We start from the raw sequence: 15,024 nt of genomic DNA on the forward strand, positions 1-15,024 counted from the left end.
ACACCCCAGCAAGCATCGGAATCTACGCGGAACTGTGAATCAACACGCGGACAATACGGCAGACATCGCATCCTTCTCTGCTTGAGTCACCCACAGGCGGTAGACCGACTTCACCGTGATCTGCTTCGAGACGTAGGTGCATCGGTACGCCTTGTTCGGGGGAAGCCAGGATGCGGCATCGGAATCAGACTTCTTCGCGTTCGTCGGTCCATCCACCGGGATCAGATTTCGGGGATCGTTCGCCAGATTCGTGCGCTCCTGAAGACTCAATTGTTGCGCACCCTTCTGCCACGAATCGCTCAACGCGACCACATGGTCAATCTGAACCGCAGTCGAAGTATCCTGTCCCCGAACAAAATTGATCGTCTTTCCAGTGTAAGGATCAGCCAACGTGCCAGAGAGAACAACACATTGCTTCTTTCCTTCTTTGAAGACCACGTCAGTCAGCCGCGAAGCCAACAGATTATTGCGCGTATCGCACCCGTCATGCCCGAACTCCACATCGACATCATCAGACCATGCCTGACCGAACTGATCTCTGCTGTAACCAGTTTTCGGAGCACGCCCCTTCACCGGAAGCGTCTCCAACAGCGCAACGGAAGAAGCCACATCAACATCGTGCTGACCAGGGCTATCCACAGACAACGATCCTGCTGGGATCACATCCGCCAACGTCGTACTGCAACCGGAAATCGACAACCCGACCAAGGCAGTGACGGCAACCAGGAGGGAACGGGAACGCACCAAGCGACTATGCAACGTGAAACTCCTAAATCATATGCAGTGCAGAGGATCTGCACTCTTATCAACAAAACTCATGAGGATGATTGTCGGGAAATCCCGACATCAGACCAGGTGTGCTACACATCCACCGAACCCAATCAACCGGCCACGTGCGTGATTGAACATGCCATCGTCCCTATCCGTGCGGTCGAACCGGTCGACCGTCACACGAACTGACCATCGTCACTCACATAACTCACACCGTCGACATCGAACAATGGGGGCCTACCAGCAAGGTTTTGAGATATGTCAAAACTGCGTGCAGATAATGCGAGTGTCACAACCATTTCTGGCCAGAGGACCGTCGTACTTGTCGGTCCATGCGGTTCCGAAAACGCACCTTTCGCCTGTGCCGCAACCCCTTTCGTAACCAGGGATATTCGGCAACTTGTCGACGACAGTCACCGATCCGAGCAATTCGTCGAGGCGAGGTGTCGACTCGCCGGCCACTTCTGCGACCACGAGAGGTGCAGCAGGTGCACTCGTCTCCATTCCCGTCCAGGGGCCTCCCTGAGCAACCGCTGCGCACCCCGAGACCACGGTCATAAGAAGCCCCGCAGCGGCAACACACGTGGCGACCTTGCGCCTCATCATCATTCTTTCGTCTCTGCTGATGGCCACATCAATTCGGCGGCGTTAGGTGCGACGGATGAAAGACTGACTCTGCGGGCGAAATTCACGGCCACCTCGCTCGGATCCGCAGAAGGAACAAACGCGGGGTATTCGTCGAGCATCACGATCAGTCGACCGCTGTCTTCGTCACCTTGAGTTTCGGAGCTGTCCTGCTTTTCCTTTTCGGCCGCGTTTCGTGCTGCGGCGGCAGCTTCCCTGGCTCGTGCGGCGAGCGTGACGACAGTTGTATCGGGGGGTTCGATCGGCGTGGTCATGGTCTCCCTTTCCTGGCGAGCCGATGCGGTGCGTCCGGCATCGCCGCACGCTAACTCCGGACCTGGACTGGATGACGCCGTGCACGCACCTCCGTACAGAACCTGCAGCTCAGGCTCCTTTCATTTCGCCGTCAGCCCGGGAAATTCAGCCGGCGCTCGGGTGCACAAGTTTCAAGAGGCTGCCCCGATTCGGCACCGGCGAATGACAGGACTGGCCGAGTTGGTCGATCGCGTGAGGTAGTGTCGGCGGCACTGAGAATGCACCGGGTGAGTCGGGGGCACACCATGTGGTGGCCTCCGACTTTTCTTTTGTGTGCGTCCTTCAGTTCTCTTGCGCGCCGATATCGCGGACTGCGTCACCGGCTTTGTCGGGGCCAGCTTCTTCCGCTCGGCGGGTGTCGACGACTCGGAACTGTGCCGGGATCCCGAGAATGTCAGGATGAAATGTCAGGTCCGGCCGGCGACGGCGCGCCGTCTGGTCTTTGCTCATCGTTGTTCTCCTTCGGGTCTGTGATCGGTCAGTTGCACGATCAGGCGCTCGCCAGGTTGTTGTCCAGGTCGCTCGTACGGCGCGAAATGTGCACCCACCACGTCCAATTGGATTCCTCTCGGAAGCAAATGATGTGAGTTGTTCATCCGTGAAGACTGCCCGTAGTACATCCCCCGCTCTGTCGAGATCTCGAAGACGACATCTGTCGGGCGAGTGGTGGAATCGAGCTCGTGCAGCGAGTGCGTCGCTGCAGTGAACCGGTCGAAGGAAAGCACCGTGCCGGGTTGAAGCGTGGCAGGCAAGTCCGCCGGGTTGACCACAGCATTGGGAACGCTGACAGAGGTGTAGACGAGATGTCCGCGGCCGGATTCACGTTCGTACCGTTGAATAGCGCGGTCGACACGCTGCACCTGCTTACGCCTGCCGTCGTCGAGTTCAACGGCATCGCCGGCAACCGCAGACAGCGCGTTGTTCGTTTCCTTCCAGACGTTCGGATCCGACGTCAACGCCGACAGTGCGTTGTACTGCGCCTGCGGCATCGAATCGAGCACCTCCCGTTTGGTGGCAGAGCGTGCGTTTTTCTGCCGCGCGGACAGCGAGCGACGTAGTTCGATCGCCGCCGGCAGCTCTCGGCGCAACCTTTGGTTCTCGATCGGTGCCGGCGTCGGGCGTGGATAGGCCCGGTTGAGGTCTCGACTTGCGCGGGTGAGGCCGGGCAAGTTCTCTGTCGCATGGTCGAGTTCGCGTGCTCCGCTGCGAATGTCGCCGCGAGTGCTGTACGCGTGTTCCGAAATCAAGGCACCTTCTTTGCGGGTGGCGATGTCGCTCTCTCCCCGATCTGGGTCGAAGACGCCGTTACCGCGGTCCGGACTGATCCTGTCGTGACTTCTCCCCATCAGTCCCGCTCCTCGAATTCGTAGAGCTCTCCGCGTAGCTCCGCCAACGCGGACTCTCGGGCGCGCCGAAGGTCTGTGAGGTCGATCGCCAACTGACCTATCGCCGAAGCCGCCACATCATCGCCGGCCGAGTTGACCAGAAGGCCCTCGATGGCCTGGTCCCCGTCGTGAATCCTGTCGAGAGATTCGCCGGCAGCGATTGATTCCTGCAGCTCGAGCAGATGGCGACGATAGCTCCACAACGCAGCTACACGTGTGAGCAGCGAACGCTCGACCCGCTCGAGCCACCGGCTGCTCACCAGATGAGCTTCCCTCGCTGCGAGGGCTTGCGGGCCGCTACCCGCCGCCGGGGTTCCCAAAGTTGCTCGCACTGTGGCGAGTTCACCGGCATGCGCAAGAATTTCGGCCAGTTGCTCGTCGAGATTCAGGCGTATGCGACCTATGTCGAGATCCTCGCTTTCCCAGACAGGAACGGTGCGGATCTCGTCGACGAGTGCCGATGCCGCCAACGCCAACCGCAGCTCGACATGCGCTCCGCCCGCTGAGATCAACGTCTGCAGAGCTGTCACAGCGACGCCGATCTCGGTTTTGTCCTCCTCACTCAGACGGAGTGGATCGCGGCGGGTCCACCACCACAACCCCACCGCCTCTATCCCTGCGGCGAGACCAATGCAGACCAGTAGTGCGACGAATGGGTTCGCCGGCGCAGTCACGCCCGCAAGAACCGGGACAAGTCCGATCAGAACCGGCGCGAGAAGAGCGAGCGGAATCTTCACCTCCTCACCGCCGGCGGTGCGACCGGTATGTACCGTCGTGCGCCACACATCGCGCCGAGGGTAGTAGTCGAGCGACGAATTGCCTTCCCATCCAGGCTCGTCAGCACTCCACGTCTGCTCACGCCTGAGCCCGACTATCTCCGCCACGCGCTCGCTGAGCATCTTCTCCCACAACCGGTCGAGCGCGCACAAGAATTCGTCGCTCTCCGGGTCCACGTCGATGTCGGCGATCATGGACCGCACTGCGGTTGCTGCACTGTCTACGCTCACGTCACGCTCCGACCAGATCCGTTGTAGGTGAATGCTCCCGGTGATAGGTCTGCGCACGGACAAGTAACCGATCGAGCGCTTCTCCGACGACCTGCGGTTGCTCCAGACCCACCATGTGCCGGCCACCGGCGACGGCAACGAGTTCGGCGTTGGGCAGAAGCGCAGCCAGCTGCTGTGAATGCAGGATCGGAGTGACCCGATCTCTGGTTCCGCACATGATCGATACCGGGATGCGCCCCAGCGCTCCCACCGCGGCAGACGCGTCGTAGAGACGCAGGTCCCGCAAGAATGCCGCCACCGTCGCAATCGGTGTCGCGTGGACCATCTCGTACGACGTCGCTGCCGCCCGCAGGCCCGAGCTCGGAGCCATGGGACAGGTCGCGCCGATGACGGGCGTCAGCAGCCGCCGCGAGAGACTCCAGCTGCGCCCGACCAATCTCGGTGCACGCGCGCACGCACCGCCGAGCAGTGAGACTGCCGGGGTATTCAACGCACGCCCGATTCCGGCGCCCGCGACGTTACTCAAGGCGGTCGAGATCAACCCCACGCCGACCACACGAGATGTCGAATCGGCGTGTTGTGCGAGGTACGACAACACCGCCATACCGCCCATCGAATGACCTACGAGGACAACGGGTCCGGTGGGCGCTACCACCCGAATGATTTCCTCGACGTCTCGCCCGAGCTGGCTGATCGTGTAAGTGCCGGCATCGGCACCCCCTGAGCCACCGTGACCTCGGTGATCGAAGAACACCAACCTCGCCCGCTCACCCCACTGCCTACTCACAGAGCGTTGCTGAGGCGCCCAAGCACCGGCGTGTAGGCAGAAGCCGTGCACGAAGACCACCGTCAGCGGCGCCGTTCGGGATCCGACCTCGCGGACCGCGAGTCTGGTTCCGTCCGCGACAACCAGCGTGTGCGAGCGTCCCTCCTCGCGGTTCACAGCGGCCCGCCCAGAGTCCGGGTGAACTGTCTGCAGCCGGGGCTTTCACCGCTGTATCGCAATGTGCGGCACCCCGGATGTTCCCACGTCGTCGGAGTATTCGGCTCTCTCACCTCGAACCCCAACTCGCGCCAGAACTGCACCCGTTCCGGAAGGTCCTCCGTCGAGCCGTACAAGCGACCGTTGCCTGCCATATCGTCGGTGAGCTCGGCGATCAACCGCTCGATCAGCGCTGCCCTGACTATGGCCGCGTCGGGAACATCCGGGTTGACGACGAGAGCTTCGACGATGCGGGTTTGTGCAGCAAGCCGCTCACAACCCTCCGGAGACCAACCTGCTTCACGCGCGGTCCGAACCAGCCCATGAGGCGCTGATGCCAGCGCGTACCCGAGCTGCCGGTATTCCGACGATGCGACAATGCCCACCGTTCCTGCTCCCCCAAGTCCCGCGGGAACGTCGGTGCCCGGCGACCAGTGCCGGTGGAGCCGGCGCATCTTCTTCGCTTCCGTCGGATGAATACGAACAATCTCGACAGTCATCAGGCTCACTCCTCGTCGTCCAAACGGCATGTGGGAGGACCATAGATTCGGACCTGGACAGCACAGCTCCAACCACCGCGCTGTCCCCTTCCGAACCGTCCTTCTTTCAAGCCCGGCCTAGTGGAAAGCGCACTCGACGGGTTTGCTGTCGAAAGAAATCGGTCCGAGATGGCGGATCCCTCGGCCAGGCGGTCGGTGATCAGCTCTAATGAACCGCGTGACTGTCATCATTTTCGCCCGTGCAACCAACGGCTATGTTCTCGCCTCGGACGGCCGTACCTGCAAACCAGGTATCCCTGCCCACATCTTGAACGATGACGCGAAGAAGATTCGCACCTACCACCTGGGGGCGGGCGGTTTTGTTACCGCGTCGAGCGGAAGGGCCACCATCGGTGGCACGCCGATCGCCGATGTCGAAAGATCGATTTTCGACGAACATCACTCGTCAGGCAGCCAGGGATTCGGCCCCACCGAGTTCGCTCAGTCCATCGCCGATGTCATTGAGAAACACAACAGCACGCAAAAATGTGTATGCAGCACAAACACGGGAATCGACGGCGGCCGGGCATGCGTCATGCTGCCCGAGTGCGCCATCTGTGAACCAGAATCCGACTGTGAACACTACGAGTGGTACCTGCAAGACGACGAAGGAAATGGTTGCCCGTGCGCACCTTTCGATCAGGCGCCAGCGTCCACACCTTCGAAGTACCCGACAGGGTGCCGCTGCCGACCACGGGAGGAAGTTCCGCTCAGTTGGATATGCGTGCCATTCGGTCCGGACGCCGGCGACGCCGTTACCTCCACTATTTCAGCGCAATACCACCCCGTCCCCACTACTGGTCAGATCAAAGTGGACCTACTGCTGCAGGGTGAGCTCGAGCGTCCCACACGTGTAGACACTGACACCATCAAGAAAGCCGACGCGGATGCTCGACTTCCCCTGACCGACATCGAAAAAACGGCTGGGACCGTGATTGAACTGCTCGACTGCGCATACACAGAAGCACCTGACAACGTCGTAGTGAGACAGCTCGAGGAAGCCGCTTGGCAAGTCACCACATCGAAAGACACAACCATTCGCGAAGTGGCGGACACTATTCGCAAACAGATTGGCTCGGACGAGGCAGATCTGTTGGCCGGAGCGGCTGGCATAGGTGGCACCGCCTGTGTCATGGTCATCGAGAACGGCAAAAAACCGGAAAGGCTTCCAACGGAAGACAATTACGGGCTTCCTGTCACCGTGTGCCCGAGCCACCCCCACGTGGTCCCATGCCCGTCCGACTTACAGCCGTAAGAACGCACGAACGGCGGACTATAACGAGCGGCGACTACGTCTGAATCAAACCGAGAGGCACTTCGGTTTTCGTGATCGCCGACATCGACGAAACCGGAGCGAAAGCGACTATCGAATCTGTCATGGACTCCCCCGGCAGATACTCATTCCCACCGCGCTCGCCACCTCGTGGATGTAGACAGCGGCAACGACTGAGAAGCACTAGCTGGACCGATCTACTCTCAAATTCTTCCGTGTCCCCCGGGTTATTCGGCGATTTAGGCTCCGCCAAATCGGTTCGCAGTCAGTGTTGCAACGCCCGTTGATCCAACTGCGCCAGCGTGTTGCTGAACGTATACGGCAACGACGCCTTTGCTTCGATGATCTTTCCGAACGTGTCCCAGTGCGGTCGCGCAATGCCGTCCTCGTCAGCGATAGCCCAGTGGAGGCCAAGCGAACCCGTAAACTCGGACATCGCCAAGTGCGCATCCTCCAGCCCCAATATCTGCAGTTTCAACGTCGCAGAAACACATGCGTAGTAGCGGCTGTCGCGGTCACGGTAGGCATCAGAGTCCCGCTCCATGATCGGGTTATTACTCGACACCAACTCATCAGCCCGGTTCATCGCCTCAAGCGCAGACAAGAGAGCTTCGGTCACCTGCTGTCGATGCTGGACTGCACGATCCTCACCAAGCGTGGCCTCATGCAACGCTCTGTCGGATCGGGCCTTCACAAGGATTCCCAAGAACGCGATGCTCGCCGCCCCCACTGCGATCCCCGCCGCGATGATCGTTGCCTGCCCCTGCGTCAAACCTTCTCCGAGCGCCATGATCAACACGCTGCTATTCACCCTTCAAAGAGTCTGTTGCGGGACCTATTCAACGTATCGAGGAACAGGGGAGATATTGTCAAGACCTGTGGATGAGGGTGTTTCAGGCGACCTCCGTTTCGCTTGATTCGTCGGGCTCAGCGGGTGAGATGTCGATGGGTCGTTCGAGCAGCTTGCCTTTGTGGAACACCGCGCCGGCACGGACCAGCGCGACCAGATGGGGGGCGTTGACCGCCCGCCAGCGGGCTTGTGCGGCGTCGATCAGCTTGTAGGCCATGGCAATCCCCGCTGCGCGTGACCCAGGGCCCTTGGTGACCTTGGTTCGCAACCGCACGGTCGCAAACGTCGATTCGATCGGATTCGTAGTGCGCAAGTGGATCCAGTGCTCGGCCGGGTACCGGTAGAACTCCAGGAGCACGTCGGCGTCGTCGACGATCTTGGCGACCGCCTTGGGGTACTTCGCGCCGTAATCTACCTCGAAGGCCTTGATCGCGACCTGGGCCTTGTCGATGTCCTCGGCGTTGTAGATTTCCCGCATCGCCGCGGTCGCACCTGGATGAGCCGACTTGGGCAGCGCAGCAAGCACATTGGCCTGCTTGTGAAACCAGCAGCGCTGTTCACGGGTATCCGGAAACACCTCCCGCAGTGCCTTCCAGAACCCCAGCGCCCCATCACCGACGGCCAGCACCGGGGCGGTCATCCCGCGGCGTCGGCATGAGCGCAGCAGATCAGCCCACGACTCTGTGGACTCCCGGAACCCATCGGTGAGCGCGACGAGCTCCTTGCGGCCGTCGGCGCGGACGCCGATCATCACGAGCAAGCACAGCTTCTCCTGCTCCAGGCGGACCTTGAGATGGATGCCGTCGACCCATAGGTACACGAAATCGGTGCCCGAGAGATCCCGGTCGGCGAAGGCCTTCGCCTCGTCCTGCCATTGCGCGGTCAGCCGGGTGATCGTCGAGGCCGACAGCCCGGCACCAGTGCCGAGGAACTGCTCCAACGCCGCACCGAAGTCGCCGCTGGACAGCCCGTGCAGGTACAGCAGCGGCAACACCTCGGTCATCTGCGGGGACTTGCGTGACCACGCCGGCAGGATCGCCGAGGAAAACCGTTGCCGTTCACCGGTCTCGGCGTCGACACGGCGGTCGTTGACCCGCGGTGCGGTCACCGTCACCGCCCCCGCCGCGGTGAGCACGTCACGCTCGTGGTGATAGCCGTTGCGGACCACCAGCCGCCGGCCGTGCTCATCGAGATGCTCGGCGAACTGCTCGATGTATGCGGCGACTTCGGCGGCCAACGCCGCCGCGAGCATCTGCCGGGCACCGTCGCGAACGATCTCGTCAAGCAACGACCGACCAACACCGCTGTCGTCGTTGGAGGATTGCTGATCCTGAACTACCGTGAGCATGGGCGTACCTTCCCGAACCAGCGCGCCAACGCCGGTCCTGATCAGAGCTGATGGAATTTCAGATCATTCCCGGGAAGGTGCGCCCACTCACGCCGCCTCGCCGAGAACCATCCACAGGTTCTGATCATTGCTCGGAACAGGGATGTCACGTCCCACTAACGGCCACGCGCCTTCAGCGGTCCGGCCTAGCGGAATCTCGGTGCTGACGATATCGGCTACCGAGTAGGCGATACGCCCACATCGTCGGCACTGGCCGGGCAACTGCTGAAATCGGATCATGGCCCAATGTTCGTCGCAGAGTAAGTAGTCCACGGGGGCGTTGCCATGACAACAGTCTTTGACGACCGCGGCCCACCTCGCTGCGCGCACGAACCCGACAGGGTCACCGGCGAAGTACTGCGGATGCTCCGCGCAGAACTCACACGGAAGTTCGGTGTGAACGATGCCTGACTTCACGTCCCTAGCTCTGTCGTCCATCCTGTTCCTCTCCTCCACTTTCCCGTTCGATACGTCGCTGGACGATTTACTACCGCCGGATGCTTCTGACTCGATCGAGATGCCAGCGGGCTCGCTCGGAAAGGTGACACACCGTTGCGTGTTCGAGGACGTGCGGGCTGGGCAACGCATCCCGCCCAGTCTTGGTCAGTCTGGCTGCGTACTGATCGAAGAACGCGACCAACGCACGGGCACGCACCACCGGCATCCGACGCCCGATCGGGCCCGACGACTTGTCCGCCAAGCGTTCGAAGTGCTCGACCAGCCCGCGAATGTCCCGATCAGGGACAGGGACGTCGAGAAGTGCACCGAATCTGCCGACCTCACGCTCATTCTCGGCGGCCACTACTGGAGGTTCCTCGCCGCGGTGAGCCTGTCGTACCAACTCCGTCAGCGCCTTCACCCCCTCCGGGGAGGTAGGCATTCCGTGAACCCTGACAGTGATGCCGGTGGCTGCTTGAACAGCATGGAATTCGTCGAGCGCTGACAGCCTTTCGTCATCACGCCCTGGAGTGTCTTCCGCATCGAAATCCGCCGCCAGTCGTGCAGCGCAACTGTGCGCGGTCATTACGTAGAACTGTCCCAAACTCGCCGACTCGAGAGCGTTACTACCGCGGGCCTCACGAGTATCGACGTGCTCCTCCAACTCGCGAATCAAGGTGGCCACCACATGCAGACGCCGCACACCGGCCGATCCCGGCGCATCCGATGCCGGCAGAGTGCGTTCGGCGACCTTGTGAACGTGGTCGAGGAACTCATCCACCAGTTCCACCCGGTTCGGTGATTGGAAACGATTCCGCCGGCGGCGCCACCTCATGTCCAGTTCCTCTCATCGGTACGGATACGTTTGCTCGGGTTCACAGCAGCCACCAGCCCGCAGGCAACGCGACAGCGAGCGCGGTTCCGACAACGAGGTACGGCGCGAACCCGAACTCCACACCCCGGACCTTTCTGCCTCCGAACACCTTGGTGACCGCCACCCCTACCACCGCCAGAATATTCGGCAGCAGCACTGCCGAAGCCACGTTCATCCAACCGACCCATCCGACAGCTGCCGTGAGAATGAAGCTCAACCTCACATCCGCCAAACCGGGGTGACCGCGAGTAATGATCGCGAACACCAGGTAACTGGCGAATATCGCGGCCCCGGCCACCACAGCACGAAGACCCGAGGCAGGGTCCTGATCGACGACCACTGCCATCGCGCCGAGCAGCAGACCCGCCGCGGTGACGGCACGAATCAGCGGCAAGGGGAACCGCAAGGTGAAGTGGTCAATCCACGCGGCCCAAACGGATAACGCGGCCACCGTGAGCCATGCCGGCAAGATCGCGTCTCCGCCTGCGACCATCACCGCCCCGAACCACAATCCTGCTGTTGCCACTGCTGGGACCATCGGGCGACTGGTCGGCCTCACGGGAATCTGCACGAGTGCACACAAACCTGCCATCAACGGACGCACCGCCACGCTCACCGCCGCCCCAGCCAGAGCAGCGAACGACGCGACCGACCACAGGCCAGCCTGCTCGTGACGACCGAACGCCCAGCGAGCAGCGATCCACACCGCCACACTCACAGCAATGACACCCAGGATCGGCAGATACGTCGAGAGAGGGGGTTTCCGCCTTCCTGCGTCGGCGACGCTGACGAGCCCCGGTCGTTGACCACGGCCAGGCGTTGTGGACTCGGCCTCCTCAGCGGAGAGAGAAGTCGAAGCACCGTCGGCAGTATTTCCCGACTCCACATTCGATTCGGCCATCTCGGAAAGCTCCTTCAGCGCGTCCATCACCCGTGGTCACAGGCAGAACCCGACCCTAACCGCTCTACCGGACAGCGCGGGCTTCCGAACTCATCGTTTGGCCGCTGGGGCGTGCGCTGTCCATGCCATGGACTATCACTGACCGCACATCTCAGATGCCTGAAAATCCGCTCGTGCTGCTCTCGAACGACTATGTTCCCGCATCGTGACCGGACTCGCCGCCACCAAAACCACTCGAAAACTCACCAGTAGAGGCAACATCACCCTATGAACGCCCCAATCGGAAAAGCTGCCCACCACCGCGCACGACTCCACCCGGCACGTTCCTCCCGTCCAGCATTGATCGTTCACACCTTCAGCGAATACACCCACCACATCCGCGGCGGCGCCAAACGACTGATCATCGACGCCGACCCTGACCTGTGGTTCGACCTCGGGCATGTCCCGCACGGAGTCGACGTGAAGATCATCGGTCAATCGTGTGCCGGAATCAGCGGAGGATCCATCGCTGCCGCCGGTCGATGCTTCCTCCAGGCCTCCCAACGCGCCCGTGTCACCGCCTACGAATTCGCGCACGTCGAAGCATTCGATGGCGTCACCATCGAAGCGCGCGGGAAAAGCCACATTGTCGGTACCGATCACGCCAAGATTCGCGCCGAAGATCAGGCTGTCGTCTTCGCCCACTCCCAGTGCCACGTCCAAGCTGCCGGCCACACTCTCGTCGCAGCGACAGACACTTCCTCTGTCTCCATGAACGGCGACGCACACGTCCGCGCCAGCGCCGGAGTGCACATCATCGGAGTTCCTCAGCCGAGGAACCTGAGCATCGAGCCGCGCCCGATCAGTCGACTGGCCAACCAGCTCAACATGTAAGGCCCCGCAAGCGGCAGTTAATCGCCGAGCCTCAGCCAGCCGACGACCGATACACCGTGAGATCAATCGACTCCTGATCGCGGAAACTCGACTCCAACAATTCCACCGCCGGCACAATCACTTCACTCTCGATCTTCCACACCACCGACGTCGTCCACCCCACCAACCCGCCAGGCCCGGGCGTCGCTTCACCGAACAAACCTTCCAAGGCGTCCCGCCGGTAACCGAAGGTATCCACCAGGTCATCAGCGGTGTACCAGTACTGCCGCAACGGATCCGGGTCATCGGCGTGCAGAGCGCTGCCTTCGCTGATTCGAAATGGTTCGGTACTCATCTACATGCCCTCTCTGTGGTGCGGTCCGCCCTGCGCCGTCTTCACGTCGACAATCCGCACGTGTGCATAATCCGGGTTCTCCACAACGTATTTCGAACGCTCGATGCGCCAACGAGCGACAAGCATCTCCAGCTCCTGAACCTCCCGTGGGTCCTCGAGATACTCACACGCGAAGTCGAGCCACGGCACATAATGCCGCAGGCTTTGACCGATCCGTCCGGACTGGCCACCGATCACGCTCTCGAGCACGATCAGTTGTCGCTCGTCCTTCATTCGTCGGCGCAACGCTTTCTGAGTCACTTCGACCAGCGCAGGTTCCGCCGCAGACACCGACTCGCCTACCCCGTCGACGCGGGAGCCCATCTCGTGGCGGTGGTCGACGGCATCGACGAACTCGCGACAGACCGACGCTTGAACCCCTTGCGGGAGCATCGACATAAGCGCAAAGCCTCGTTCCTCAAGGAGTTCGAAGCCGTGTCGATTACCTCGGGCATACCAACAACTCATGACTAGCGACCGCTCCCAAGCCAACGCCAAGCGCCTCTCGAGAAAAGGAAGCGTTCGGGCGGCCGCCACGAATTGAGAATCACACTTTCCAGCGATCTCACGCGCCGACTCCCAGTCCACACTGCCTGTAGGAGAGCTGATCTCACGTACAGCGCGCATTCGACCACGAAGATCCGCAGCAGCAGCGGCGATGTCGACTCTCACCGCGTACTTGTTGGATCGAGAGCGCAAGAACCAGAGGGTCATGCGGCTGAGCCTAATCTCCGCACCTCCGAGCAGGGGTGCAGTAGCATCGTCAGCGGCGCATTGCTGGCGTAGTGTGCTCCGGCTCACCGCATCGATGTCATCGTCGATGCGGTGAGCCACCTTCACAGAATGGCTCAGACGCGAACAGCTCCATCGCCATCCACTCGTTGATCCTGTTGGCGACTCCGCATTCGTTCCGCGTGCCGTTTCTGCCACCGCGCGTGTTTGACCTTGAAGCGCTCGTCGAATTCCTCCCACCGCGGCAAAGCCTCCGCCTTCCTCGCAGAGTGAATCGCCCTGGGTCTGATGGAGGCTCTGGCTATTTGATTTCAACCAAGGCCTGCTCACCCTGCTCAGTAGCGTAGAACGTCTTCTCGTACTCTGCTGGCGGGATGTCGCCGCAGTGACCATGCAGCCGCCTGTGATTGTGCCAGTGCACCCACGACAGTGTCGCCAGTTCCAGGTCGTCGATGCTGCGCCATGGACCAGGATGCGTTGGGCCGTAGATGAGTTCGTACTTGTAGTAGCCGTTCACGCTCTCGGCGAGAGCATTATCGTAGGAATCGCCCACGGTCCCGATCGACGGTATTGCACCGAGTTCGGCGAGCCGTTCGCCGTAGCGGACCGAGGTGAATTGACTGCCCGCATCGCTGTGGCAGCGCAGCCCGGTCAACCGTGTGCCGCGACTGAAGCGGGCCATCTCGATGGCGTCGAGCACTACCTGGGTGCGCATGTTCGCCGCGACGCGCCAGCCCACGATCATCCGAGAGTAAGCGTCGGTGATGAAGCAGACGTAGCCCATTCCCGCCCAGGTCGGGACGTGGGTGAGGTCGGTGACCCACAGTTGGTTCGGCTCAGTCGCAGTGAAATCCCGCCCAACCAGATCGGGGTGCCGATCCGCCCCGGCCGTTGCTCGGGTGGTACGCACCTTCTTCCCTCGCCGCACACCAGCGATCTGCTCGGCACGCATCAGCCGCGCGACCTGGTCACGGCCGACATCGATGCCCGATCTTCGGGCTGCTTTCCACAGCTTCCGCACCCCATATACCTGGTAATTCTCCTCCCACAACCCCCGTAGCGCCGGCCGCAACCGGCTATCGGAGACCGATCTAGCTGACGGCGGTCGGCTTTTGGTGGCGTAGTAGCTGCTCGGAGGTATCTGCAAGGCCTTGCAGATACGCTCGACCCCAAGCCTCCGACCCGCGATGACATCGCCGCGATTGGCATCGATGAACGCGGTCATCTCTTGTGCTGGCGGCCCTGCTCCGCCCCGAAGAAAGACGCCGCACGCTTCAATATCTCGTTGGCGCGCTGCAGTTCTCGGATTTCCTGCTCGAGTTGCTTGATCCGATCGGCCTCGGCGGTGCTCACTCCCACAGTCAGACCGTCATCGATATCGGCCTGCTTGACCCACGACCTGACGGACTCGACCCCGTAACCCAACTGCGAGGCAACCCGCGCTGTCGTCCCATGCTCGGTCCCCAGCTCGGCCCGCAACGCCCGGACCATCCGCACCGCACCGGCCTTCTCCTCCGGCGAATACCGCCGCATCGTCGGCCTCCCTGACACCCGTTCATTCGGCATGCTTCCATCCTCGTTTCCAAGGCCAGAAGTCTCCACCGAACCCAGAGCGATTCAGGTGGGACTGTCTGAATAACGGTGGATCCGGTCCTTGATTCAACACGCCGAGCTGAGCTTGGCGGGAAGGATCGACGATG

General features: G+C 61.6%; 17 protein-coding genes. 2 read left to right on the forward strand and 15 right to left on the reverse strand.

Features of this window, described 5'->3' with window-relative positions:
* Positions 1–39: 39 nt before the first annotated feature.
* The 7 genes from M1L53_RS33800 to M1L53_RS33830 all read right to left on the reverse strand — a co-directional run bounded on the left by M1L53_RS33800 (position 40) and on the right by M1L53_RS33830 (position 5,584).
* Positions 40–639, reverse strand: coding sequence for an HNH endonuclease family protein (locus M1L53_RS33800; protein WP_235808525.1), 600 nt, complete (start codon positions 637–639; stop codon positions 40–42).
* A gap of 737 nt (positions 640–1,376) precedes the next feature.
* Positions 1,377–1,670: a hypothetical protein gene (locus tag M1L53_RS33805; RefSeq protein ID WP_003941812.1), complete on the reverse strand. Its 294-nt coding sequence runs from the start codon at positions 1,668–1,670 to the stop codon at positions 1,377–1,379.
* 322 nt (positions 1,671–1,992) lie between these two features.
* On the reverse strand, positions 1,993–2,160 hold the full coding sequence (locus tag M1L53_RS33810; protein ID WP_157770399.1) for a hypothetical protein: 168 nt from the start codon (positions 2,158–2,160) through the stop codon (positions 1,993–1,995).
* Positions 2,157–3,056, reverse strand: coding sequence for a hypothetical protein (locus tag M1L53_RS33815; protein WP_003941829.1), 900 nt, complete (start codon positions 3,054–3,056; stop codon positions 2,157–2,159). The genes M1L53_RS33810 and M1L53_RS33815 overlap by 4 nt, the downstream gene beginning before the upstream one ends.
* Positions 3,056–4,102 carry a hypothetical protein gene (locus M1L53_RS33820; RefSeq protein ID WP_261949483.1) on the reverse strand — a complete coding sequence of 349 codons (1,047 nt, stop codon included), beginning with the start codon at positions 4,100–4,102 and terminating at the stop codon, positions 3,056–3,058. Before M1L53_RS33820 ends, M1L53_RS33815 begins: the two co-directional genes overlap by 1 nt.
* A gap of 1 nt (position 4,103) precedes the next feature.
* Positions 4,104–5,045 carry an alpha/beta fold hydrolase gene (locus M1L53_RS33825; protein ID WP_003941819.1) on the reverse strand — a complete coding sequence of 314 codons (942 nt, stop codon included), beginning with the start codon at positions 5,043–5,045 and terminating at the stop codon, positions 4,104–4,106.
* A complete protein-coding gene (locus M1L53_RS33830) occupies positions 5,042–5,584 on the reverse strand; it encodes a hypothetical protein (RefSeq protein ID WP_003941816.1) in 543 nt (180 codons plus the stop codon). The genes M1L53_RS33825 and M1L53_RS33830 overlap by 4 nt, the downstream gene beginning before the upstream one ends.
* Positions 5,585–5,792: 208 nt before the next feature.
* Between M1L53_RS33830 and M1L53_RS33835 the strand changes: the two genes are divergently transcribed.
* Positions 5,793–6,878 (forward strand): hypothetical protein, encoded by a 1,086-nt coding sequence (locus tag M1L53_RS33835; protein ID WP_261949484.1) that lies wholly within the window; start codon positions 5,793–5,795, stop codon positions 6,876–6,878.
* A 283-nt stretch (positions 6,879–7,161) separates the two neighbouring features.
* Here M1L53_RS33835 and M1L53_RS33840 read toward each other — a convergent pair whose 3' ends face one another.
* The 5 genes from M1L53_RS33840 to M1L53_RS33860 form a co-directional block, all read right to left on the reverse strand.
* Positions 7,162–7,686, reverse strand: a complete 525-nt coding sequence (locus M1L53_RS33840; protein WP_261949485.1) for a hypothetical protein — start codon at positions 7,684–7,686, stop codon at positions 7,162–7,164.
* A 103-nt stretch (positions 7,687–7,789) separates the two neighbouring features.
* Positions 7,790–9,094: an IS256-like element ISRer3 family transposase gene (locus M1L53_RS33845; RefSeq protein WP_042927240.1), complete on the reverse strand. Its 1,305-nt coding sequence runs from the start codon at positions 9,092–9,094 to the stop codon at positions 7,790–7,792.
* 87 nt (positions 9,095–9,181) lie between these two features.
* Positions 9,182–9,571, reverse strand: coding sequence for a hypothetical protein (locus tag M1L53_RS33850; protein ID WP_261949486.1), 390 nt, complete (start codon positions 9,569–9,571; stop codon positions 9,182–9,184).
* Between the two features lie 49 nt (positions 9,572–9,620).
* Positions 9,621–10,406, reverse strand: a complete 786-nt coding sequence (locus tag M1L53_RS33855) for a hypothetical protein (RefSeq protein WP_166503034.1) — start codon at positions 10,404–10,406, stop codon at positions 9,621–9,623.
* Between the two features lie 40 nt (positions 10,407–10,446).
* Positions 10,447–11,346 carry a hypothetical protein gene (locus M1L53_RS33860; protein ID WP_225320440.1) on the reverse strand — a complete coding sequence of 300 codons (900 nt, stop codon included), beginning with the start codon at positions 11,344–11,346 and terminating at the stop codon, positions 10,447–10,449.
* Positions 11,347–11,613: 267 nt separating this feature from the next.
* Here M1L53_RS33860 and M1L53_RS33865 point away from each other — a divergent pair, with 267 nt between their 5' ends.
* The gene (locus M1L53_RS33865) at positions 11,614–12,219 is read left to right on the forward strand and encodes a hypothetical protein (RefSeq protein ID WP_261949487.1); all 606 of its coding nucleotides are present in this window, start codon (positions 11,614–11,616) and stop codon (positions 12,217–12,219) included.
* Positions 12,220–12,250: 31 nt separating this feature from the next.
* On the opposite strand, the gene M1L53_RS33870 is transcribed toward M1L53_RS33865, so the two are convergent.
* The 3 genes from M1L53_RS33870 to M1L53_RS33880 form a co-directional block, all read right to left on the reverse strand.
* Positions 12,251–12,553, reverse strand: coding sequence for a hypothetical protein (locus tag M1L53_RS33870; RefSeq protein ID WP_054827418.1), 303 nt, complete (start codon positions 12,551–12,553; stop codon positions 12,251–12,253).
* The gene (locus M1L53_RS33875) at positions 12,554–13,306 is read right to left on the reverse strand and encodes a hypothetical protein (RefSeq protein ID WP_225320441.1); all 753 of its coding nucleotides are present in this window, start codon (positions 13,304–13,306) and stop codon (positions 12,554–12,556) included.
* 319 nt (positions 13,307–13,625) lie between these two features.
* Positions 13,626–14,890 (reverse strand): IS3 family transposase gene (locus M1L53_RS33880; RefSeq protein WP_252194295.1). Its coding sequence is split into 2 segments (ribosomal slippage): positions 13,626–14,587 and positions 14,587–14,890, totalling 1,266 coding nucleotides; the frame shifts between segments, so codons are not numbered across the junction.
* Positions 14,891–15,024: the final 134 nt, after the last annotated feature.

The sequence above is a fragment of the Rhodococcus sp. T9N genome (assembly GCF_024436645.1).
Classification (GTDB): domain Bacteria; phylum Actinomycetota; class Actinomycetes; order Mycobacteriales; family Mycobacteriaceae; genus Rhodococcus_F; species Rhodococcus_F qingshengii.